At 60.9% G+C, this 20,672-nt stretch carries 22 protein-coding genes; 10 read left to right on the forward strand and 12 right to left on the reverse strand.

Translation table 11 applies throughout. The features are described 5' to 3' along the window. The first annotated feature begins 70 nt into the window (after positions 1–70). On the forward strand, positions 71–1,174 hold the full coding sequence (locus AC3ZU9_RS01840; RefSeq protein ID WP_490090242.1) for an NADH:flavin oxidoreductase: 1,104 nt from the start codon (positions 71–73) through the stop codon (positions 1,172–1,174). Here the strand turns inward: AC3ZU9_RS01840 and AC3ZU9_RS01845 are convergent. Further along, the gene (locus AC3ZU9_RS01845; RefSeq protein ID WP_015885838.1) at positions 1,143–2,345 is read right to left on the reverse strand and encodes a glycosyltransferase family 4 protein; all 1,203 of its coding nucleotides are present in this window, start codon (positions 2,343–2,345) and stop codon (positions 1,143–1,145) included. The two genes, AC3ZU9_RS01840 and AC3ZU9_RS01845, sit on opposite strands and share 32 nt — an antisense overlap. A gap of 54 nt (positions 2,346–2,399) precedes the next feature. Beyond that, positions 2,400–3,167 (reverse strand): sulfate transporter CysZ, encoded by a 768-nt coding sequence (gene cysZ, locus AC3ZU9_RS01850; RefSeq protein WP_015885837.1) that lies wholly within the window; start codon positions 3,165–3,167, stop codon positions 2,400–2,402. 295 nt (positions 3,168–3,462) lie between these two features. On the opposite strand from cysZ, the gene trxB reads away from it, so the two are divergent. Continuing rightward, positions 3,463–4,425, forward strand: a complete 963-nt coding sequence (trxB, locus tag AC3ZU9_RS01855) for a thioredoxin-disulfide reductase (protein WP_102062155.1) — start codon at positions 3,463–3,465, stop codon at positions 4,423–4,425. A gap of 79 nt (positions 4,426–4,504) precedes the next feature. Here trxB and AC3ZU9_RS01860 read toward each other — a convergent pair whose 3' ends face one another. From AC3ZU9_RS01860 to AC3ZU9_RS01885, 6 genes are read right to left on the reverse strand one after another with little or no spacing between them, the layout of a single operon-like run. Beyond that, entirely contained in the window at positions 4,505–4,846 is a 342-nt protein-coding gene (locus AC3ZU9_RS01860) for a HopJ type III effector protein (protein ID WP_490090243.1), read from the reverse strand. Beyond that, positions 4,839–5,135: a DUF1244 domain-containing protein gene (locus AC3ZU9_RS01865; RefSeq protein WP_015885834.1), complete on the reverse strand. Its 297-nt coding sequence runs from the start codon at positions 5,133–5,135 to the stop codon at positions 4,839–4,841. Before AC3ZU9_RS01865 ends, AC3ZU9_RS01860 begins: the two co-directional genes overlap by 8 nt. 16 nt (positions 5,136–5,151) lie before the next feature. Further along, on the reverse strand, positions 5,152–5,529 hold the full coding sequence (gene folX, locus AC3ZU9_RS01870) for a dihydroneopterin triphosphate 2'-epimerase (RefSeq protein WP_043205882.1): 378 nt from the start codon (positions 5,527–5,529) through the stop codon (positions 5,152–5,154). 2 nt (positions 5,530–5,531) lie between these two features. Beyond that, on the reverse strand, positions 5,532–6,092 hold the full coding sequence (gene folE, locus AC3ZU9_RS01875) for a GTP cyclohydrolase I FolE (RefSeq protein ID WP_015885832.1): 561 nt from the start codon (positions 6,090–6,092) through the stop codon (positions 5,532–5,534). A gap of 20 nt (positions 6,093–6,112) precedes the next feature. Further along, entirely contained in the window at positions 6,113–6,823 is a 711-nt protein-coding gene (gene folM / locus AC3ZU9_RS01880; RefSeq protein ID WP_122811848.1) for a dihydromonapterin reductase, read from the reverse strand. Positions 6,824–6,880: 57 nt separating this feature from the next. After that, positions 6,881–7,441 carry a putative antibiotic biosynthesis monooxygenase gene (locus tag AC3ZU9_RS01885; protein ID WP_093543370.1) on the reverse strand — a complete coding sequence of 187 codons (561 nt, stop codon included), beginning with the start codon at positions 7,439–7,441 and terminating at the stop codon, positions 6,881–6,883. Positions 7,442–7,742: 301 nt separating this feature from the next. Here AC3ZU9_RS01885 and AC3ZU9_RS01890 point away from each other — a divergent pair, with 301 nt between their 5' ends. Continuing rightward, positions 7,743–8,612 carry a MerR family transcriptional regulator gene (locus AC3ZU9_RS01890; RefSeq protein WP_231809111.1) on the forward strand — a complete coding sequence of 290 codons (870 nt, stop codon included), beginning with the start codon at positions 7,743–7,745 and terminating at the stop codon, positions 8,610–8,612. Positions 8,613–8,614: 2 nt separating this feature from the next. On the opposite strand, the gene AC3ZU9_RS01895 is transcribed toward AC3ZU9_RS01890, so the two are convergent. Together AC3ZU9_RS01895 and AC3ZU9_RS01900 are read right to left on the reverse strand one after the other, a co-directional pair. Next, positions 8,615–9,220: a hypothetical protein gene (locus AC3ZU9_RS01895; protein WP_015885828.1), complete on the reverse strand. Its 606-nt coding sequence runs from the start codon at positions 9,218–9,220 to the stop codon at positions 8,615–8,617. A 61-nt stretch (positions 9,221–9,281) separates the two neighbouring features. Further along, entirely contained in the window at positions 9,282–9,749 is a 468-nt protein-coding gene (locus AC3ZU9_RS01900) for a PAS domain-containing protein (protein WP_015885827.1), read from the reverse strand. Between the two features lie 129 nt (positions 9,750–9,878). Here AC3ZU9_RS01900 and AC3ZU9_RS01905 point away from each other — a divergent pair, with 129 nt between their 5' ends. From AC3ZU9_RS01905 to AC3ZU9_RS01920, 4 genes are all read left to right on the forward strand, one after another. Beyond that, positions 9,879–10,340 (forward strand): flavodoxin, encoded by a 462-nt coding sequence (locus AC3ZU9_RS01905; protein WP_015885826.1) that lies wholly within the window; start codon positions 9,879–9,881, stop codon positions 10,338–10,340. A 246-nt stretch (positions 10,341–10,586) separates the two neighbouring features. Beyond that, entirely contained in the window at positions 10,587–11,369 is a 783-nt protein-coding gene (locus AC3ZU9_RS01910; protein ID WP_490090244.1) for a class II aldolase/adducin family protein, read from the forward strand. After that, the gene (locus AC3ZU9_RS01915; protein WP_122811850.1) at positions 11,369–12,274 is read left to right on the forward strand and encodes an alpha/beta fold hydrolase; all 906 of its coding nucleotides are present in this window, start codon (positions 11,369–11,371) and stop codon (positions 12,272–12,274) included. Before AC3ZU9_RS01910 ends, AC3ZU9_RS01915 begins: the two co-directional genes overlap by 1 nt. 173 nt (positions 12,275–12,447) lie before the next feature. Beyond that, the gene (locus tag AC3ZU9_RS01920) at positions 12,448–13,359 is read left to right on the forward strand and encodes an SDR family oxidoreductase (protein ID WP_122811851.1); all 912 of its coding nucleotides are present in this window, start codon (positions 12,448–12,450) and stop codon (positions 13,357–13,359) included. Positions 13,360–13,520: 161 nt separating this feature from the next. Here AC3ZU9_RS01920 and AC3ZU9_RS01925 read toward each other — a convergent pair whose 3' ends face one another. After that, the gene (locus AC3ZU9_RS01925) at positions 13,521–13,763 is read right to left on the reverse strand and encodes a hypothetical protein (protein WP_154845763.1); all 243 of its coding nucleotides are present in this window, start codon (positions 13,761–13,763) and stop codon (positions 13,521–13,523) included. Positions 13,764–13,842: 79 nt separating this feature from the next. Here AC3ZU9_RS01925 and AC3ZU9_RS01930 point away from each other — a divergent pair, with 79 nt between their 5' ends. The 3 genes from AC3ZU9_RS01930 (at position 13,843) to AC3ZU9_RS01940 (ending at position 19,761) form a co-directional block, all read left to right on the forward strand. Beyond that, on the forward strand, positions 13,843–15,633 hold the full coding sequence (locus AC3ZU9_RS01930) for a DUF1302 domain-containing protein (RefSeq protein WP_122811852.1): 1,791 nt from the start codon (positions 13,843–13,845) through the stop codon (positions 15,631–15,633). A gap of 26 nt (positions 15,634–15,659) precedes the next feature. Beyond that, on the forward strand, positions 15,660–17,018 hold the full coding sequence (locus tag AC3ZU9_RS01935; protein WP_015885821.1) for a DUF1329 domain-containing protein: 1,359 nt from the start codon (positions 15,660–15,662) through the stop codon (positions 17,016–17,018). A 241-nt stretch (positions 17,019–17,259) separates the two neighbouring features. Beyond that, positions 17,260–19,761, forward strand: a complete 2,502-nt coding sequence (locus tag AC3ZU9_RS01940; protein WP_490090245.1) for a LuxR C-terminal-related transcriptional regulator — start codon at positions 17,260–17,262, stop codon at positions 19,759–19,761. On the opposite strand, the gene AC3ZU9_RS01945 is transcribed toward AC3ZU9_RS01940, so the two are convergent. Then, positions 19,758–20,633, reverse strand: a complete 876-nt coding sequence (locus AC3ZU9_RS01945; RefSeq protein WP_093543363.1) for a helix-turn-helix domain-containing protein — start codon at positions 20,631–20,633, stop codon at positions 19,758–19,760. The genes AC3ZU9_RS01940 and AC3ZU9_RS01945 overlap by 4 nt on opposite strands. Positions 20,634–20,672 lie beyond the last annotated feature (39 nt).

Raw genomic sequence — 20,672 nt, forward strand, 5'->3', positions numbered from 1 at the left:
AGTGCTACCCAGCGCTTTGCACTCCCCATATGATCCCCATCATAAACCCCGTCTCTCGTGGAGTGCTCCCATGCCCGTCCAGGCCTTGTTCAAACCCTTCCAGCTCGGTGCATTGCAACTGTCGACCCGCGTCGTCATGGCGCCCATGACGCGCTCGTTCTCCCCAGGCGGCGTGCCCAATTCCAAGGTGATCGAGTACTACCGCCGCCGCGCTGCCGCCGGCGTGGGCCTGATCATCACCGAAGGCACTGTGGTCGGCCATCAGGCGTCCAACGGCTACCCCAATGTTCCACACTTCTACGGTGAGGCCGCCTTGGCCGGCTGGAAGAAAGTGGTCGACGCCGTGCACGCCGAAGGCGGCAAGATCGTTCCGCAGTTGTGGCACGTGGGCAGCGTACGGCGTATCGGCACTGAACCTGACGCCAGCGTGCCAGCCTACGGCCCGATGGAAAAACTCAAAGATGGCAACGTGGTCGTGCACGGCATGACCCAGCAAGACATCAAGGCGGTGATCGACGCCTTCGCCCAAGCCGCCAAGGATGCCCAGAGTATCGGCATGGACGGCGTGGAGATCCACGGCGCCCACGGCTATCTGGTCGACCAGTTTTTCTGGGAAGGCAGCAACCAGCGGACCGACGAATACGGCGGCAGTTTGGCCAACCGCTCACGTTTTGCCATCGAGCTGATCCAGGCCACCCGCGCCGCCGTTGGCCCGGACTTCCCGATCATCCTGCGTTTCTCCCAGTGGAAACAGCAGGACTACACCGCGCGCCTGGTGCAAACCCCCGAGGCGCTGGGTGAGTTCCTCAAGCCACTGTCTGACGCGGGTGTGGACATTTTCCACTGCTCCACCCGCCGCTTCTGGGAGCCTGAATTCGACGGTTCCGACCTCAACCTGGCCGGCTGGACCCGCCAGCTTACCGGCAAGCCGACCATCACCGTGGGCAGCGTCGGCCTGGATGGCGAGTTCCTGCAGTTCATGTTCAACACCGACAAGGTCGCGCAACCGGCCAGCCTGGAGAAGTTGCTGGAGCGCTTGAACAACGACGAATTCGACCTGGTCGCCGTGGGCCGAGCCCTGCTGGTGGATCCGGATTGGGCCGTGAAGGTGCGCGAAGGCCGCGAAGGCGACATCCTGCCCTTCAGTCGTGAGGCGTTGACGAGCCTGGTGTAAGCGGCGACAGGGCGGGCACCGGGTGCCCGTCCTTGCAGACCCCGCGCAGTTGGCGCTCGAACTGCTCGATAATCGCCGGCCAGCCCTGGCGGCTCGCATGCTGGCGTGCATTCAGGCGCATGCGGCGCAGGCTTTCGGCGTCCTCCAGCAGCCAGTTGGCGGCATCGCAAAATGCATCCTCGTCCCCCGGCATCGCCAGCACGCCGTTGTAGCCATGGCGTATATGCTGGGTCGCTGCGGCCTGGTCATAGGCCACCACGCCCAATCCCGACGCCATCGCTTCGAGTACCACGTTGCCGAAGGTTTCGGTCAGGCTGGGGAATAGAAACACATCGCCTGACGCGTAATGCCGCGCCAGTTCTTCACCGCGCAAGGTGCCGCAGAAGATCGCCTCCGGCAGTTCCTTTTCCATCATCGCGCGTTGTGGCCCATCGCCGACGACGACTAGTCTCATCTGACGCAGCGGGTAGCTGTCCTGCAAGGTCTCGAAGCAGCGCTTGAGCAGTCCCAGGTTCTTTTCCTGCGCCAGCCTGCCGACATAGAGCACGGCGGTTTGCTCACTGTTCAACCCCCAACTCTCCCGCAGTGCATTGTCGCGCTTGGCGGGATGAAACAGTTGGCTGTCTACCCCGCGCGCCAACATCCCCAGACGCTCGAAATGCCGGCGTTCCAGTTCCAGGCGCTGGCTGGCGCTGGGCACCAGGGTCAGGGTCGAACGATTATGAAACCAGCGAAGGTAGTGGGTGACCATCCGGCTCAGCAGGCTCAGGCCGTATTGGTTCGAGTACTGCTGGAAGTTGGTGTGAAAGCCGCTGACCACACTGATCCCCAGACGCCGCGCGGCGCGCAAGGCGGATAGGCCCAATGGCCCCTCCGTGGCGATGTACAGCACGTCCGGGCGCTGGCGTGTCCAGCGCCGCAGCAACTTGTGCATCGACGACTGCCCCCATTGCAGGCCCGGATAACCCGGTAGCGGCCAGCCGCGACACAGCAGCAATTCGTCATCGCTGGGACGGCTCTGATCGACGCCTTGGCGCGGGCGCACCAGTTCGACTTGGTGGCCACGTGAACGCAAACCCTCGCACAGGCGGCCAAGGGTATTGGCCACCCCGTTGATCTCTGGCGGGAAGGTTTCGGTAATGAGGGTGATGTGAAGCGAGGCTGTCGTCATGACCCACAGTGTCACCGTGGGCCATGTCGTCATTGTGTCATCGAGATGATGGATTTATGACCGGGTCACTTTTTGCTGCGGTGCCATGGCCTCGGCGCCTTGTTCGCGCACCCAGAACAGCGTGGCCCCGGCCACCGCTGCCGGCATCATCAGCAGGTTGACCACCGGCACCAGCAGTACCAAGTAGACGATGCCACCGAAGCTCATGCTCTGCCAGCGCTTCTGGCGCAGCCAAGCGAGCATTTCGTTCCAGCCCAGCTTGTGGTTGTCGGCCGGGTAGTCGATGTATTGGATCGCCATCATCCACACGCCAAACAACAGCCACAGCGGCGCAGCGATCAGGTTGACCACAGGAATGAACGACAGGATAAACAGGCCGATGGCCCGTGGCAGGAAGTAGCCCAGTTTGCGCATTTCCCGTGCCAGCGTGCGCGGCACCATGGCGATCAATTCCCCCCAGCTGAAGGCCGGGAAGTCATCGGTGCCGCGCACCACCACTTCCACTTTTTCCGAAAGAAAACCGTTGAACGGCGCCGCGATAATATTGGCCAGCATGGTGAAGGTGAAAAACACCATCAGCACTACCAGCACCACAAACAGTGGCCATAGCAGGTAATTCAGAAAGCTCAGCCAGCTCGGCAGCGTCGGCATCAAGTGGTCGACCCACAGGCTGAACTGATGGCCGGCGAAATAGATCAAGCCGACGAACAGCACCAGGTTGATCGCCAGCGGCAGCAGCACAAACAGGCGCAGGCCGGGGCTCAACACCAGTTTGAGGCCTTCACGCAGGTATTGTGGGCCGGAAAGAGCAGGGGCGGGCATGGAGAACTCCGAGCAAGGGGGACGAACGCGCCGACCTTACCGGCTTTAAACCTTGGGTGAAAGCGGCGACATCATAAGTAACATCTAGGCAAGAATCCTGTCGATCAACCTGGTCGACTGCATAGAGACCACCTATGAGCTGGATTGTTATTCCGTATTTCCTTAATCTTGCCCCCCTCGATACGCTGCACCCATTATTTTTCAGGGCCTGCGAGTTCAAGCCTTCCCCAAGTGCTTCGTAGTCCCTTTTTTATTCCAGCCGCCTTGTAGTCCGGGCGGTCGATAGGAGTGAGTCATGTCTGATACCCGTCATTCGCGAGTGATTATTCTCGGTTCCGGCCCTGCCGGTTACAGCGCTGCGGTCTACGCTGCCCGGGCCAACCTCAAGCCGCTGCTGATCACCGGCATGCAGGCGGGCGGTCAATTGACCACCACCACCGAAGTCGACAACTGGCCGGGCGACGTCCACGGCCTGACCGGCCCGGTGCTGATGGAACGCATGAAAGAGCACGCCGAGCGCTTTGAAACCGAGATCGTGTTTGATCACATCAACAAGGTCGACTTCTCCAAGAAGCCTTACAGCCTGACCGGCGACAGCGGTGTGTACACCTGTGACGCGCTGATCATCGCCACCGGCGCCAGCGCCCGTTACCTGGGCCTGCCATCGGAAGAAGCGTTCATGGGCAAGGGCGTTTCCGCCTGTGCGACCTGCGACGGTTTCTTCTACCGCAACAAGCCGGTCGCCGTGGTCGGTGGTGGTAACACGGCCGTGGAAGAGGCACTGTACCTGGCCAACATCGCCAGCACTGTGACCCTGGTTCACCGCCGCGAGACCTTCCGTGCCGAGAAGATCCTGATCGACAAGCTGCACGCCCGTGTCGCTGAAGGCAAGATCATCCTCAAGCTCAACGCCACCCTGGATGAAGTCCTGGGCGACAACATGGGTGTGACCGGTGCGCGCCTGAAGAACAACGACGGCAGCTTCGACGAGCTGAAAGTCGACGGCGTATTCATCGCCATCGGCCACACGCCGAACACTTCGTTGTTCGAAGGCGTGCTGGACGCCAAAGACGGTTACCTGGTGGTGCAGGGCGGCCGCGAAGGCAACGCCACTGCCACCAACATCGAAGGTATCTTCGCCGCCGGTGACGTGGCTGACCACGTGTATCGTCAGGCCATCACCTCGGCCGGTGCTGGCTGCATGGCGGCATTGGATGCCGAGCGTTACCTCGACGGCCTGCAGAACGCTGCGTTCTAACTAACACCGCAAAACAAATGTGGGAGGGGGCAAGTCGAATCGTCGCACCGCCCCTCCCACATTTTGATCCGCGTATGATTCAGGATTTTCGAGTCAGGGGCTGGGCGGTGAACTTTACACCGGCCAGGCCGTTTGCGATCAATGCGCGGATATTGCCATGGTCATTGCCCTCAGGCGTCGCCACCACCGAACGGTAATGCTCACCAAATGCCAACAACGCTTCCTGGTCGCTCAAGCCTTCCAGCAGTGCCAGGCCCAAGGTCTTGCACGACCCTTCGTTCTGCCCCGCCGCATTTTCTACATCACCATTGGTAAAGGCTTGGGGCTGGTAGTCATAACCTGCGGCAACAAACGCCAAGGTATCGGCAAAAACGTGTTCGCCGCTGTTGAGGCTGGCGCGCAGGGTGTTCAGGTCAGTCATGGGTTTTTCCTTTGGCGAACGCCGCCTGCTGGTCGGCACTGGCTTCTTTTTGGTACTGGGCTTTCCACTCGGCGTACGGCATGCCGTACACCACTTCACGGGCGTCATCGAGGCTGACGTCGATCTGGCGTTCATCGGCCGCGGCCTTGTACCACTTGGACAAGCAGTTACGGCAGAAGCCCGAGAGGTTCATCAGGTCGATGTTCTGCACATCCTTGCGGCTGTCCAGGTGGGCCACCAGCCGGCGGAAGGCGGCGGCTTCGAGTTCGAGGCGTTGTTGGTCGTTCATAGGGCTCACTGACAATTCAGGGGTGGCGGCTGGCTGCCAGGGTAATCGAAACCGATTCGGCAAAGCGCAGCGCATGGGGCTTGTCCACTTCGACTTCGGCGTACAGCACCGACTCATTGCTCATCACCAAATCCAGCAGCTCCTGGGTCAGGCGCTCCAGCAGGGCAAAACGGTTGCCCTCGACGTGGGCGATGATCGCCTTAGTGATGGTGCGATAGTTCAGCGCGTGGTCGATATCGTTGTCGCGCACGGCTTCCTGGGCGGCATACAGGATGGTCAGGTTGATCAGCACATCCTGTTTGTTGAGGATCTCGTCCTCGTTGATGCCGATAAAGGTGCGCAGGCACAGGTCCTTGACCCGGATGCGCGCCATGCCTGGTTGAAGTTGTGGCATTGCTACTTGCTCCGTCCGATCAGTTGCAGGAACTCCATGCGCGTGGTGTTCGACTCGCGGAACGCGCCGAGCATCACCGAGGTGTTCATGGTTGAATTCTGTTTTTCCACGCCGCGCATCATCATGCACATGTGCTTGGCTTCGATTACCACCGCCACACCGGCTGCCTGGGTCACGTCCTGGATAGCGTCGGCAATTTGCCGGGTGAGGTTTTCCTGGATCTGCAGGCGGCGTGCAAACATATCGACGATGCGCGCCAGTTTCGACAGGCCCAATACCTTGCCGGTCGGAATATAGGCCACGTGGGCCTTGCCGATGAAGGGCAGCAGGTGGTGCTCGCACAGCGAGTACAGCTCGATGTCCTTGAGGATCACCATCTCGTCATTGTCAGAGGTAAACAGCGCGCCGTTGACGATCTCTTCCAGGTTCTGCTCATAGCCATGACACAGGTATTGCATGGCCTTGGCGGCGCGCTTGGGGGTGTCGAGCAAGCCTTCGCGCTCGGGGTCTTCGCCCAAGCCCTTGAGGATCTCGCGGTAATGGTGGGGCAGGGATAAGGTCATACAACATCCTCACAAACGGCTTACTTGATATGCCGCCCGCCGTTGACGGTCAGGGTGGTACCGGTGACATAGGGGTTGTCCAGCAGGTAGCGCACGCTCTGGTAGATCACCTCGGGCCCGGGTTCGATGCCCAGTGCCGACTTGGCCAGTACCTTGGCGCGGTAGGCTGCGTCGTCGCCGTCGTTGAACATCACCATGGCCGGCGCGATGCCGTTGACCTTGATCGACGGCGCAAACTGCGCGGCAAACGACAGCGTCAGGCTGTCGAGCCCTGCCTTGGTGGCGCAATAGGCGATGTGTCGGCGGCTGCCCTTGCGCACCACGTCATCGCTGATATGCACGATATCGGCGGGTGAAGAGCGTTGCAGCAAAGGCGAACAATGCAGGTTGATCAGGTACGGCGCAAGCATGTGTACGCTGAACATGTCGGTAAAAGCGCGGCTTTCGTCGCCAGGCGTTTCCGCGACCCAGGCCGAGGCGTTATGGATGATCGCGCGCAGACTGTCGGTCCGGGTCTTGAGCTCAGCGATAAACGCCAGAATCCCGGCCTCGCTGGAGAAGTCGGCATACACACCGATCGCGCCGCGTTCACGCAGGGCATGCACGCCGGGGCGCTCATTGCGGTAGCTGAAAATAACCGAGTGGCCCTCGTCCAACAGGCGCTGGGCGCAATGCAGGCCGACACGTTGGCCGGCGCCGGTGATCAGGATCGGGGCGTTTGTTGCGGTCATGGGGAGCTCGAATCGCTGGCAGATTGAAACTATACCAGCGACCGGCCGCCCCTGTATTCACGCCGCAGCTTCAGTGCCCTTGCGCGGTGCCGGGGCAGGATGCAGCCAGTTTGCCAACAGATGGGTCGACAACGGGATGAACCAATAAACCATCAGCGGCGTAAGCGCCAGGGTGCTGACCAGTACGCGCGGCGCCAGGTCAAGCCCGCCGAGCAGTGGTCCCAGCACAAAGTTGAACAGCAGCGACACCGGGAAAAACGCCAGCCAGATCGCCACGGCCTGTTTCCAGCGAGGAGGGCGTGCACCCGCCGCGCCGAACCAACCATCAATGCCGCGTACGCGGTGCTCGGAAGGGTCGGCAAACAGTTCACTGCCACGGCTCAGCCACGTACTGCGCGAGGCTGAAAACTCCCAGGCATGCAGGGTTTTTTCATCGGCGAAGCGGAAAATGATCTGGAATTCATCATCGTTGGGCGGCGGGGCAAGTACGCCTGAGCCCAGGTAGCCGGGAAAGTCCGTGGCCAATTGCTCGCCTTCGCGCAGCCAGGCCATCAGTTCTTCGTAGCGACCCTTGGCCACGCGACGCGCAACCATCAAGGTGACGGGAGAGGTAGACATTGTGTATCTCCAAGTATTCGGGTGCGCTGGGCCGGGTAGGGGGCGCACAAACATAGCGGCGGGGTAGTGCCGCTACGTAAAAACAGGCAAGGATTATTCCCGTTTTGTAGAAATACACCAGAGGCATTGGTCGAATAAGCAGGGACCTTGAAAAAGACAGGTCTAAAGGCGTTAAATGAGGATCCAATTTTCGTTGGTCTTTTGGTCTCTCATACCCGTGATTACTGCCTCAAGTGATAGCAATTTGCATCTGGAATCCCTCGATTCAGATGAGCTGTTTCCGATTCGTGAAGTATCGAGAATGACAGGCATCAATCCGGTCACCCTGCGTGCCTGGGAGCGGCGTTATGGTCTGATCCAGCCCGTACGCACCGAGAGTGGGCACCGCCTCTACTCCAAGGCCGACATTGCGACCGTTAATCGCATCCTCGATTGGATTGAGCGAGGTGTAGCGGTGAGCAAGGTGGGCAAGATTCTCGCCCGCGACGATTTGCAGGCCAACGTGGTTCGCGCTGGGCACGATGTGATCGAGGAAGGTGAATTGCCACAATGGCGGACGCGGCTGTTACACGCCGTCAGCGCCTTTGACGACCGACAACTGGAGAGCCTGTACGGCCAGATTTTTGCGCTCTACCCCATCAGCGTGGCGTTCCAGGACATTCTTATGCCCTTATGGAACGAGCTGTTGCGTCACCAGGGGCGTTTCGGCCAAGCCAGTGAGTGGCTGTTCTTCGACGCCTTCCTGCGGATCCATACCTTCCAGCGCCTGCAAACCGCGACCCTGTCGCCTGCGCCCCGTGTATTGCTGACGGCCATGCCTGGCGAGTGCCGCAAATTGGAGCTGCTGGTGGCGGCGCTGTTGATCAGTCGGGATGATCTGGCTGTTAAGGTGCTGGGCATGGGCCAGCCGTTTGATGAATTAACCCTGGTCTGTGAAAAGACTCGCCCCCAGGCACTGATCATCTTTTCCAACCACGCACATAACCATGACCTGCCCGGGCGCCTCAATCGCCTGGCATTGACCCTGGATTGCCCGCTGTTCCTGGCGGGTGCTGCGTCAGACCTGGCGCAGAAAGCGCTGGCAGGTTCGTCGATCGGTTGCCTGGGCAGTGAAGGGCGCCTGATGCAGCGCCGCTTGCAGCAGTTTCTCAGCGGTAACCTGGATACCTGAAATCAGGCGTGCGCCTGCGGGTGCACCATGCGGTGCTGATGCAGAATGAATTGGCGCAGGCGCTCGATTTCATCTGCATCACTTTGGCTCAGGCGGTAGGCAAACAAGCCCCGGGCGGTTTCCCGCTCCAGTGTCCCGCGCAATGCGATGCGCTCGTAGCCGGATGGGCTGAACCAAAGCGAAAAGGTCTTCGGCGGCTTTACCCGACCACGAACTTCCACCAGTACGCCCTTGAATGACACTTCGTGCACCCACAGTGCGCCGGCGATGCCGTTGACGTTTTCCAGTGCCACCGGGGCCTCAAGCGCGAGACGCCACGGACGGATCATGGGCCCGTCTTCGAAGATACTCGGCACCCCCAGGCGAAGGTGCACGGCGTGAAACTCATCTTCCACCAGGTGCAGCGGGAAGGTCAGTTGCTGGTTATCGAACTGCGCCTGGATAGTGAGATGGTCGTGGGCGGCGAGTCGGGTGAGCAAGTCGCGAATCTGTGCACCGCCGTTGACTGTCAGGCTCGACGAAGTATCCCGCAGGTTGAGCTGCGGGTTGTGCTGCATATTCTGAATGAAATCCAACTCATCCTGGGTCAGAAGCGCGTCGCGTTGCATCGCTCTTGCTCAATGGTAGGAGGTATTAAAATGCCATTATCGCCTCTAATGATGACATCTCCTAAATTTTGTTGAATCCGCTCGTCGCTTTGAGCGCAGCCAGCTCGGCTTTTACCTGGTTCAGTTCGGCTTCCAGTTGACCCACCCGCTGCTGGGCCTTGACTTGCAAGGTGACGTCTTTCTGTACACCCACAAAATACGTCTGCTTGTCGGCTTCGTTATACACCGTCGAAAGCGACAGTTCGTTCCAGAAATGGCTGCCATCCTTGCGGTAATTGCGCAGGATTTCCCGGCATGCGCCACCGCTCTCCAGTGTTTCCCGAATTGCCATCAGGGCCGGCTGATCGCGGTCGCCCGATTGCAGGAAGCGGCAATCCTGGTAGAGGATTTCATCCAGGGTGTAGCCGGTCAGGCGTTCGAATGCCGGGTTGACATAGATCAGCGGCTTGTCCTTGCCTTCGCGTTCGGCGACGACGATGCCGTCGTTGGAAGCGTTGATGACCAGTTGCATCAGCTTGGCGTTAATCATTGAGCGGTCCATGGCTTGTGATTGGAGTTGGCAGTTTATGACATGCTCTGAATGTTGCACGGGGTGCGCCGAAATATTTGTGTCAGCTGTTAATATCCCAGGCTTTCGCTCAACTACAGGATCAGATTGATGAAAGTCGCCATCCTTTCCGGCTCGGTCTACGGCACCGCTGAAGAAGTCGCCCGTCACGCTGCCGACCTCCTCAAAGAGGCCGGCTTCGAAGCCTGGCATAACCCCCGTGCCAGCCTGGCGGATGTACAGGCGTTTGCCCCGCAGGCCTTTCTGGCGGTGACCTCTACCACCGGCATGGGCGAACTGCCCGACAACCTGCAACCGCTGTATTCGAGCATTCGCGACCAATTGCCCGCCGCCTGGCGCGGCCTGCCCGGTGCGGTGATCGGCCTGGGCGACGCCAGCTATGGCGATACCTTTTGTGGTGGCGGCGAGCAGATGCGCGAGCTGTTCGGCGAGCTGGGCGTGCGTGAAGTGCTGCCGATGCTGCGCCTGGATGCCAGCGAAAGCGTCACCCCGGAAACCGACGCCGAGCCCTGGCTGGCTGAGCTGGTCACTGCACTGCGCGCTTTAGCGTAAATTCGCTTGATTCCCAGGCATCCAGTGCGGTGGCTGGCGGTGGCGGCGCGCATGAAAATCGCCCGCGCCGCGCCTTTATTGGCGGCACTTCTCTGACGCCGCTTGTGGGGATTTAAACTATTCTCAACGCTGACCCGCACGGTCATCAAGCTGGCTGCCAAGGCAACTCCTCCAGCCACGACCTCTGACTAGACTGGCCCATCACTCAAAAAAACAATAAAAAAATGCGCCAAGGAGGTCATTATTGTGAGTTTAGCCCCGGTCCTATCGTCGTTGAGTATCAAAGATCAGGTCAGCGCCGCCGAGTGGCAAACCCGCGTCGACCTGGCCGCCTGTTATCGCCTGGTGGCGATGCATGGCTGGGATGACCTGATCTTCACCCACATCTCGGCCAAGGTGCCGGGTACCGATGATTTCCTGATCAACCCCTATGGGCTGATGTTCCACGAAATCACCGCGTCGAGCCTGGTCAAGGTCGATCAGGCCGGCAACAAGCTGATGGACAGCCCCTACGAGATCAACCCTGCGGGCTACACCATCCACAGCGCCATCCATGAAGTGCGTCACGACGTGACCTGCGTGCTGCACACCCACACCGCTGCCGGTGTCGCGGTGGCGGCGCAGAAACAGGGCGTATTGCCAATCAGCCAGCAGTCGATATTCGTCTTGTCGAGCCTGGCCTATCACGCCTACGAAGGGGTGGCGCTGAACCACGAAGAGAAGGCTCGTTTGCAGGCCGACCTGGGCGACAACAATTTCCTGATGCTGCACAACCACGGTCTGCTGACCTGCGGCGACACCATCGCCGACACCTTTTTGATGATGTTTGTCTTCCAGCGCGCCTGCGATATCCAGGTGCTGGCGCAAAACGGCGGCGCCGAATTGATCGCCATTGGGCCGCAGATACTCGCCGGTGCCAAGGCGATGGCGGCGGCGGTCACCAAGAGCGCTCAAGGTATGGGGGGCGCGCTGGCCTGGCCGGCGTTGCTGCGCAAATTGGACCGCGTCGATCCTGAGTATAAAACCTGATGCCACTCGCCGAGATCCCCCTCAGTGTCTGGCGCAAACGCAGCCAGACCTTCGACTTCCATGGCCGCACTATCCGTTACTGGGTGGCAGGGCAGGGTGAGCCGTTGCTGTTGATCCATGGTTTCCCCACCGCCAGTTGGGACTGGCATTACCTGTGGCAACCGCTGGCCCAGCGCAACCTGGTGATCGCCTGCGACATGCTCGGTTTTGGCGATTCCGCAAAACCCCTGGACCACGGTTATTGCCTGTTGGAACAGGCGGATTTGCAACAGGCGCTGCTGGAACACCTGCGCGTCGAGCAACCGGTGCACGTGCTGGCCCACGACTACGGCGACAGCGTCGCCCAGGAGTTGCTGGCTCGGCACTACGAGGGCCGTTTTCACATGGCCAGCTGTGTGTTTCTCAATGGTGGGTTGTTCCCTGAAACTCATCGCGCCGCGCTGGTGCAAAAGCTTTTGCTCAGCCCGCTGGGTTGGATGATCGGCCGAGCCTTCGGGCGTAATGCCCTGGCGGACAGCTTCAGCCAGATCTTCGGCCCCAATACCCGCCCGAGTGAGAGCGCTCTGGATGACTTCTGGAGCCTGATCAATAGTCACGAAGGCACGCGCATCCTGCACAAACTCATCGCCTACGTCCCACAACGGCGCCGTTTGCGTGAGCGTTGGGTGCAGGCGATGCAACGGGATGACGTGCCGCTGCGGGTGATCGATGGCGAGATCGACCCGATCTCCGGTGCCCACATGGTCGAGCGTTACCGCGAATTGGTGCCCCACGCGGATACGGTGCTGCTGGCCAATATCGGTCACTACCCGCAGATCGAGGCGCCGGTGCAGGTGCTCAAGCACTATCTGGCGTTTCGTGAGCGCATTGCTGGCCCAGTGTGGGGTGTGGCTTGCCTGCGATAGCATCGCGGCGGTTCAACTGAAAGACCGAGGCGCTTGCATCGCAGGTACGCCTGCGCCCACATGATCATCCCTCTGCCTTATCGAGCACCATTCAGGCTCAGTCGTGGTTATTGTGACCATGGCCCCTGTGCCTGACACTCGACCCATTCCCATTGTCGCCATTGGAGTTTGGTATGAGTGAGTCAGTGCAGTTCCAGGATAAGGTCGTGATCGTCACCGGTGCCGGCGGCGGATTGGGCCGGGCCCATGCGCTGTTGTTCGCCAGGCATGGCGCCAAAGTGTTGGTCAACGATCTGGGCGGCTCCACCCAGGGCGAAGGTGCCAATGCTTCGGCCGCCGACCGTGTGGTGGCTGAGATTCGCGAAGCCGGCGGTATCGCCGAAGCCAACCATGACTCTGTCACCGACGGTGACAAGATCGTGCAGAACGCCCTCGACGCCTTCGGCCGTGTCGACGTGGTGGTCAACAACGCCGGTATCCTGCGTGACAAGACCTTCCACAAAATGGACGACAGCGACTGGGACCTGGTTTACCGGGTGCATGTCGAAGGCGCCTACAAAGTCACTCGCGCCGCCTGGCCGCATCTGCGCGAGCAAGGGTATGGCCGGGTGATCTTCACCGCGTCCACCTCGGGCATCTACGGCAACTTCGGTCAGTCCAACTACGGCATGGCCAAGCTTGGGCTGTATGGGTTGACCCGCACCCTGGCGCTGGAAGGGCGCAAGAACAACATCTTGGTCAACGCCATTGCCCCAACAGGCGGCACGCGCATGACCGAAGGCCTGATCCCGCCGCAAGTGTTCGAGCGCCTCAAGCCGGAGTTGGTCAGCCCATTGGTGGTGTACCTGGGCAGTGAGGCGTGCCAGGAAACCTCGGGCTTGTTTGAAGTGGGCGGCGGCTGGATCGGCAAGACTCGCTGGGAGCGCAGCCTGGGTATAGGCTTTGATCCAGAGGCGGGTTTTTCACCCGCGGATGTGGCGGCGCACTGGCAGCAGATCTGCGACTTCGAAGGGGCGGCACACCCCAAGGACAACATCGAGGCATTGAAGGAAATGATGGCCAATTTGCAGAAGTACAGCCTGTGATCATTGCTTGAAAAAGCTTTAATCCTACGGGGCGCTGATGGCGCCCCGTTTTATTTTTGGCAAAAAAAAGCCGCTGCAAAGGCAGCGGCTGAAGTAAGACGTTGGATCAAGGAGCGACAAATCAACGTCCGTTAACACGGGTAACAGATTGAATAGAGACATCAATCCATCTTGAGGCTGGCTTTTCTTCCGGAGGCGGAAGCGAGCGGTTTGCCCTGAAAGCCCGGCAAGAATAGCGGCTTGTAACAAAATGAGTAATGCCGATTCATGACAAGGACTGTTGCTGAATCGGCAACAGTCACGCTGCGCTCCATCCATTCTCCTGATAACCCGCCATCCACCCGACGCATGCGTGCGCCCAGACCCCGGCCAGAGCGCCTTGTCATCCTTTCGAGCGACAACACGAATCCCTCCTTGGTGCGCTTATCGCTCCCGATAGTCGGCAGTAGGGTGGGGCCTTCTGTCACTCACCGGGGAAGACGCATGACAAAAACAACAATGCGCGCCATCTTCAAGCCACAGGCGCTGGCCGCTGCGGTTGCGTTGGGTTGCTGTGCGCAGGCACAGGCTGTTTCGTTCAACATTGGCGAGATCGAAGGGCAATTCGATTCCTCGCTGTCGGTGGGCGCGAGTTGGGGCATGCGCGATGCGGACAAGAAGCTGGTGGGCACCGTCAATGGCGGCACCGGGCAAGCGTCCACCGGGGATGACGGCCGGCTGAACTTCAAGAAGGGCGAAACCTTTTCCAAGATCTTCAAGGGCCTGCACGACCTTGAATTGAAGTACGGCGATACGGGCGTGTTTGTGCGGGGCAAATATTGGTACGACTTCGAGCTCCAGGACGAAGACCGCGAGTTCAAGCCGATCAGCAACCACAACCGCAAGGAAGGCGCCAAGTCCAGCGGCGCGCAAATCCTCGACGCCTTCGTTTACCACAACTATTCGCTGGGTGATTTGCCGGGCACGGTGCGGGTGGGCAAGCAGGTGGTGAGCTGGGGCGAAAGCACCTTCATCGGTAACTCCATCAACAGCATCAACCCCATCGACGTCTCGGCATTTCGTCGGCCGGGCGCCGAGATCAAGGAGGGGTTGATTCCGGTCAACATGCTGTTCGCTTCCCAAAGCCTGACCAACCAGTTGACCTTGGAAGGGTTCTACCAATTGGAGTGGGACCAGACGGTGCTGGACAACTGTGGCACCTTCTTTGGTGGCGATGTGGCGGCGGACGGCTGCACCAACAACTACACCGTGGGGAACCCGGCGATTGCGCCTTTGCAGCCGGTGGCAGCGAACTTTGGCCAAGGGTTCAGTGTGACCAACGAGGGGGTAATCGTGCGCCGCGCCGGCGACCGTGACGCACGCGACTCCGGCCAATTTGGTGCCGCCCTGCGTTGGTTGGGCGATGACACCGAGTACGGCGTGTACTTCATGAATTACCACAGTCGAACGCCCACGGTAGGCACGATTACCAACAACTCTAACGCGACGACGATGACTTCCATCCGTAACCTTGCCAACTTCCTGCGGCCGGGAACCGGAGACGGTTTGGTCACCAGCACTATGCTCGGCCGTGGCCAGTATTACCTTGAATACCCGGAAGATATCCGCCTGTTTGGTGCCAGCTTCTCCACCACCTTGCCCACCGGTACGGCGTGGACTGGCGAGATCAGCTACCGGCCGAACGCACCGGTGCAACTGAATACAACCGACCTCACCCTGGCCCTGATCAACCCCACTTCCGGCCAACTGGCCTCACCCATTCGCAGCAATTTCGGCGACGATAACAAAGGCTACCGCCGCAAGGAAATCACCCAGATCCAAAGCACCATGACCCAGTTCTTCGACCAGGTCCTGGGCGCCGAGCGCCTGACGTTGGTGGGCGAAGCGGCTGTTGTGCATGTCGCCGGCCTGGAAGATAAATCCAAGCTGCGTTACGGCCGAGACTCGGTTTACGGTGCCTACGGTTTTCAGGGTGATACCGACGGCTTTGTCACCTCTACCTCTTGGGGCTACCGCGCACGGGCGATCCTGGACTACAACAACGCGATTGCCGGGGTGAACCTCAAGCCCAACCTCTCCTGGTCCCACGACGTTGCCGGCTACGGCCCCAACGGCCTGTTCAACAAAGGCGCCAAGGCCATCAGTGTTGGCGTGGATGCGGACTACCGCAACACCTACACCGCGAGCCTCAGCTACACCGACTTCTTTGGTGGCGACTACAACACCCTGACCGACCGTGACTTCCTCGCCCTCAGCTTCGGCGTGAACTTCTGATCTGGCTTAAAGAAGGACAAGACTCTATGCGTAAGATATTTGCGGTAATGGCCCTCAGCCTGCTGGCAGCCAACGTGATGGCCGCCGTGTCACCGGAAGAAGCCGCCAAGCTCGGCACTACCCTGACCCCGGTAGGCGCCGAAAAAGCCGGCAACGCCGACGGCTCGATTCCGGCCTGGACCGGCGGCATTCCGAAAAACGCCGGTGCGGTGGACAGCAAGGGTTTCCTGGCCGATCCGTTTGCCAGTGAAAAGCCGCTGTTCGTGATCACCGCCGCCACCGTCGACAAGTACAAGGACAAACTCTCCGACGGCCAGGTGGCGATGTTCAAGCGCTACCCCGAGACCTACAAGATCCCGGTGTACCCGACCCACCGCACGGTCAACCTGCCGCCGGAGATCTACGAATCGATCAAGCGCAGCGCGCTGAACGTCAAGCCGATCAACGACGGCAACGGCCTGGAGAACTTCACCGGCAACCGCTACTACGCGTTCCCGATTCCGAAGAATGGCGTGGAGGTGCTGTGGAACCACATCACCCGTTATCACGGCGGCAACCTGCGGCGCATCATCACCCAGGCCACGCCGCAGACCAACGGCAGCTACACGCCGATCCGCTTCGAGGAAGAAGTGGCCGTGCCGCAACTGATCCCCGACATGGACCCGGCCAAGGCCGCCAACGTGCTGACCTTCTTCAAGCAGTCGGTGACCGCGCCGGCGCGCTTGGCGGGTAATGTGTTGCTGGTGCATGAAACCCTCGACCAGGTGAAAGAGCCGCGCCTGGCCTGGATCTACAACGCCGGCCAACGCCGCGTACGCCGTGCGCCGCAAGTGGCGTATGACGGGCCGGGCACCGCCTCGGACGGCCTGCGCACCTCCGACAACTTCGACATGTTCTCCGGCGCCCCGGACCGCTACGACTGGAAGCTGGTGGGCAAGAAGGAGATGTACATTCCCTACAACAGCTACAAGCTCGACCAACCGACGCTCAAGTACGACGACATCATCAAGGCCGGCCACATCAACCAGGACCTGACCCGCTATGAGCTGCACCGCGTGTGGGAAGTGGTGGGCACGGTCAAGCCGAGTGAGCGGCATATCTACGCCAAGCGCCACATGTACATCGACGAGGACAGCTGGCAGGTGGCGCTGGTGGACCACTACGACGGCCGTGGCCAACTGTGGCGGGTTGCCGAAGGTCATGCGCAGTTCTACTACAACCACCAGACCCCGGCGTACACCGTGGAAACCCTCTACGACATCATCGCCGGGCGCTACATCGCGCTGGGCATGAAGAACGAGGAGAAGAGCAGCTTTGTGTTTGGTTTCAATGCCAAGGCGGCGGACTACACGCCGGCTGCGCTGAGGGCTGAAGGGGTGCGCTGATCCGGATCGAAGCAGGGTCAAACAGGTGGGGGGGCTTGCCCCCGATGAGGGCGTGTCAGTCAATGGATGGGCCGACTGATACACCGCCATCGGGAGCAAGTCGAATCGTCGCACCGCCCCTCCCACATGGGGTTTTATGCATGGCTGGAAATCACCCCGCTGAATACTTCTTCAACAACCGCCAAACACAGGACTAGGGTAGGTGCCTGGTTGCATAACAATAAGAACGCAGGATGCAGCAATGACCGCCATGACACGCTGCCTGGACCGTCCTGGATTCATGCCTCGGCTGTCCGCCCACCATCTGCTGCGCCCACGCCTGGCCGAGCCTTTGCTGGCGGCGCAGGTCAGGGTCAAATTGCTGTGCGCCCCGGGTGGCAGCGGTAAGAGTGCGTTGCTGGCCGAGTGTGCATTGCAGGCGCCGGTGGGGTGCCAGGTGTACTGGCTGCCGTTCAACGGTGTTGCTTTAAGCCCGGTCGACGTTTGCCGACGCCTGGCGCAGAACCTCGGCCTGTCATTCACCGATGAAGCGACGCTGCTGCTGGACCTCACTCAGTGGCAGACGCCGGCGTGGGTGTTTCTCGATGACTTCTGTCGCTTGCCCACCCCCGACACCGACGCGTTGCTCGACCGCTTGCTCACCGTCAGCAGCCCGGCGTTGACGTGGTGGCTGGGGGCGCGGCGCCGGCCGATGTGCAATTGGCCACGGTTGCTGCTCGACGATGAGTTGCTGGAGTGCGGTGCCGATCTGGCGTTCAGCCCAGAGGAGATTCAGCAACTGCTCAATCCTGCGCTGGGGCTTTCTGTCGACAGCGTGCTGCAGTTCAGCGGCGGTTGGTGCGCCGGTGTGCGTATCGCTTTGCTCGGGGAAGGGCACCCGGAAAAGACCTTGCTCGACTACTTGCAGCACGAACTGTTCAGTACCTTGCCGCCGGAACTGGCCGAAGCCTGGCGCGTGCTCGCCCATCTGCCGCGCTTCAACACCGGATTGTGTGAGCACCTGTTCGGCTTTGGCGACGGTGACCACTACCTGCGCGACCTGCAGGCCCTCGGTGCGTTTATCCAGCCTTGGGAAGACACCGACTGGTTGCAGGTTTTTCCACCGCTTGCCCAATTGCTGCGCGATGAGCCCTGGCCGGCCAAACGTTCCTGGCACCGTCGCGCCTGCCAGTGGTTCACCACCGAGCAGGACTGGCAGGCTGCGTTTGAACAAGCGCTGCTGGCCGAAGAATATGAAGTGGCGGTGAGCCTGTTACAGCATTTCAGTTTCGAGGACTTGTTCCGTCAGCAGAACGCGGTGTTGCTGTTGCGCCTGCATGAACAGCACGGCGACGAATTGATGCTCGGCTCGGCACAACTGGTGGGGCTGGTGACGGCGGCGCTGCTGTTCGCCGGGCGCTTCGACCAGGCCGCGCAATGCATCGACCAGTTGGCGCGCTTCGCTCCGCAACCGACGGCGGCACTGCAGCGGCATTTACTCGCGCGCTGGCAAGCGCAGTGGGGCTGGCTGTTGCACTTGGGCGGTGACGCCGAGCGTTCCCGCGAGCATTTCCTTGAAGCGTTGCAAGCCTTGCCCGACAGCGCCTGGACCTCGCGGTTGATGTGCCTGTCGGGCCTGACCCAGCAAGCCTTGCTGCGCGGCGAGCTGGACATTGCCCAGGCCCTGAACCGTGAAGCGCTGTGCCTGGCGCGCGCCCAGGGTTCATTGTTGCTCGAGGCCCTGCTCGAACTGGATCACGCACAGTTGCTGGAACAGCGCGGTGCCCCCTATCGGGCACAGAGTTTGTTGGAAAACGTGCAGGCGATGTTGCTCAAGCAGCGGCTCAAGGCCGGGCCATTGGTGGGACGTATTGCCCTGCGGCGCGGGCACTTGGCATTGCGCCAGGGGCAAGACAGCCTGGCGGACGCCTGTTTCCAGGCAGGCTTGAAAATGTGCCTGCACAGCCAGGATAAGCGCGTCCTTTATGGGTTTCTCGGCCTGGCCCTGCTGGCCGCCAACCGTGGCGACTACGCCCAGGCCTTTGTGCAGCTGCGCGACGCGGAACGGCTGATGCAGCAACGCCAGGTGCCCGAGACGGTGTACCGTGCGGTGCTGCTGTTGGTCAGCGGGCATTTCTGGCTGCAGCAAGGTCGCGCCGAACTGACCGCAGAAGCGGTGCGCCGTGTGCTCCGCCACTTCCGTGGGCCCCTGGCCAAACAGGCGCCGCCGGCCACCCTGGAATTGATTCCGCGCCTGGAATATTTGCTGGTGCTGGCAGAGGTCAAACTGGGCTGCGCCGAACAACCGGTGGCGCGGCTCAGTGCCTTGCTGGAAACCACCCACCAGCGCGGCATGCTCTGCCTGGAAACCGAGCTGCACCTGGTGTTGGGTGAAGTGGCCTGGCAATTGGGCGACGCTGCCCTGGCGCGTCGCTCGCTGCAAACCGGCTTGGAACTGGCCGGTCGTTGTCAGGTGCAGCAGGCGATTCGTGAACTGCGTTTGCGTTCGCCGGGGTTGTTGCGTGAGCTGGGGATGGAGCCGCAGGCGTCAACGCCGGGCGCGGTGGACAACCCCCTGAGCCAGCGCGAATTGGAAGTGCTGCAGTTGATCGCCCTTGGTAACTCCAACCTGGAAATCGCCGATCGGCTGTTTATCTCCCTGCACACCGTCAAAACCCATGCGCGGCGCATCCACAGCAAGTTGGGTGTGGAGCGACGTACACAAGCGGTGGCCAAGGCCAAGGCCCTGGGGTTGATGACCTAAGCGCCGAGCGCCTGGCGGTATTCGCCGGGCGTGGCGCCCATGGCTTGGCGAAAACGATGGGTGAAGTGGCTGGCGCTGGAGAAACCGCACAGCAACGCGATCTCGCCCAGGGGCAAGGCGCCGCTGCGCAGTAGCGCCTGGGCGCGGGTCAGCCGCCGTGCCAGCAGGTATTGATGGGGCGGCAGGCCGAAGCTTTGGCGGAACATCCGCGCGAAATGGTACTCGGACAACGCGCACATCCCGGCCAGTTGGCCCAGGCTGATCGGGTCTTCCAGGTGCTGGTCGATGTACTCCACCAATCGCCGCCGTTGATGCGCCGCCAGCCCGCCTTTCAAACGCAGCCCCTCGCGCGCGCCTACCTGGCTGAGCAAGGTATGGCTGAGCATTTCATGGGCCAGGCTGCTGGTCAGCAGGCGCTCGGCGGGTTCGTGCCAGTTGAGGGCGATCAACTGGTGAAAGCGTCGGGCCTGGCTGGCGTCCTCCAGAAAGGTGCTTTCCCGCAGTTGCAACGCGCGGGGCTCGCGGTCGAGCAGGGTGATGCAACCGAGGGCAAATTGCTCCGGGCTGAAATACACGTGGGCCAGGCGAATCTCGCCGTTGATCACCCACGCCGACTGATGCTCGGCGGGCAGGATGCACAGCTTGTCCGGCCCACCCTTGGTGCCGGGCTGGTCGCGCCGGAACGTGCCGGTGCCGCCGCCGATGTAGCACGACAGGGTGTGATGGCTGGGCGCCTGGTAATCCTGCGAGTCGTGGTGGTTGCTCCACAAGGCTGCAGACAAGCCGTCACCGAGCTCGGCGCAGGCTTCGAGCCGTGCGTTGGGCGAGCGGTTAAGCGCTTGAAAGACTTGCAGGGATTCCAGATCTGGCATGGTGAATACTCTCCGACGCCTTGCATCCTACTCCGCGAT

The sequence above is a fragment of the Pseudomonas sp. A39 genome, assembly GCF_058145955.1.

Excerpts from the sequence above, each read along its gene's own strand:
- AC3ZU9_RS01930 (WP_122811852.1), top strand. The coding sequence starts at position 13,843 with ATGACAAAAACAACAATGCGCGCCATCTTCAAGCCACAGGCGCTGGCC.
- AC3ZU9_RS01905 (WP_015885826.1), top strand. The coding sequence starts at position 9,879 with ATGAAAGTCGCCATCCTTTCCGGCTCGGTCTACGGCACCGCTGAAGAA.
- AC3ZU9_RS01845 (WP_015885838.1), bottom strand. The coding sequence starts at position 2,345 with ATGACGACAGCCTCGCTTCACATCACCCTCATTACCGAAACCTTCCCG.
- AC3ZU9_RS01920 (WP_122811851.1), top strand. The coding sequence starts at position 12,448 with ATGAGTGAGTCAGTGCAGTTCCAGGATAAGGTCGTGATCGTCACCGGT.
- AC3ZU9_RS01940 (WP_490090245.1), top strand. The coding sequence starts at position 17,260 with ATGACCGCCATGACACGCTGCCTGGACCGTCCTGGATTCATGCCTCGG.
- AC3ZU9_RS01895 (WP_015885828.1), bottom strand. The coding sequence starts at position 9,220 with ATGCAACGCGACGCGCTTCTGACCCAGGATGAGTTGGATTTCATTCAG.
- AC3ZU9_RS01945 (WP_093543363.1), bottom strand. The coding sequence starts at position 20,633 with ATGCCAGATCTGGAATCCCTGCAAGTCTTTCAAGCGCTTAACCGCTCG.
- folE (WP_015885832.1), bottom strand. The coding sequence starts at position 6,092 with ATGACCTTATCCCTGCCCCACCATTACCGCGAGATCCTCAAGGGCTTG.
- AC3ZU9_RS01890 (WP_231809111.1), top strand. The coding sequence starts at position 7,743 with ATGACAGGCATCAATCCGGTCACCCTGCGTGCCTGGGAGCGGCGTTAT.
- AC3ZU9_RS01865 (WP_015885834.1), bottom strand. The coding sequence starts at position 5,135 with ATGAACGACCAACAACGCCTCGAACTCGAAGCCGCCGCCTTCCGCCGG.
- AC3ZU9_RS01840 (WP_490090242.1), top strand. The coding sequence starts at position 71 with ATGCCCGTCCAGGCCTTGTTCAAACCCTTCCAGCTCGGTGCATTGCAA.
- AC3ZU9_RS01885 (WP_093543370.1), bottom strand. The coding sequence starts at position 7,441 with ATGTCTACCTCTCCCGTCACCTTGATGGTTGCGCGTCGCGTGGCCAAG.
- cysZ (WP_015885837.1), bottom strand. The coding sequence starts at position 3,167 with ATGCCCGCCCCTGCTCTTTCCGGCCCACAATACCTGCGTGAAGGCCTC.
- trxB (WP_102062155.1), top strand. The coding sequence starts at position 3,463 with ATGTCTGATACCCGTCATTCGCGAGTGATTATTCTCGGTTCCGGCCCT.
- AC3ZU9_RS01915 (WP_122811850.1), top strand. The coding sequence starts at position 11,369 with ATGCCACTCGCCGAGATCCCCCTCAGTGTCTGGCGCAAACGCAGCCAG.
- AC3ZU9_RS01900 (WP_015885827.1), bottom strand. The coding sequence starts at position 9,749 with ATGATTAACGCCAAGCTGATGCAACTGGTCATCAACGCTTCCAACGAC.
- folM (WP_122811848.1), bottom strand. The coding sequence starts at position 6,823 with ATGACCGCAACAAACGCCCCGATCCTGATCACCGGCGCCGGCCAACGT.
- folX (WP_043205882.1), bottom strand. The coding sequence starts at position 5,529 with ATGCCACAACTTCAACCAGGCATGGCGCGCATCCGGGTCAAGGACCTG.
- AC3ZU9_RS01860 (WP_490090243.1), bottom strand. The coding sequence starts at position 4,846 with ATGACTGACCTGAACACCCTGCGCGCCAGCCTCAACAGCGGCGAACAC.
- AC3ZU9_RS01935 (WP_015885821.1), top strand. The coding sequence starts at position 15,660 with ATGCGTAAGATATTTGCGGTAATGGCCCTCAGCCTGCTGGCAGCCAAC.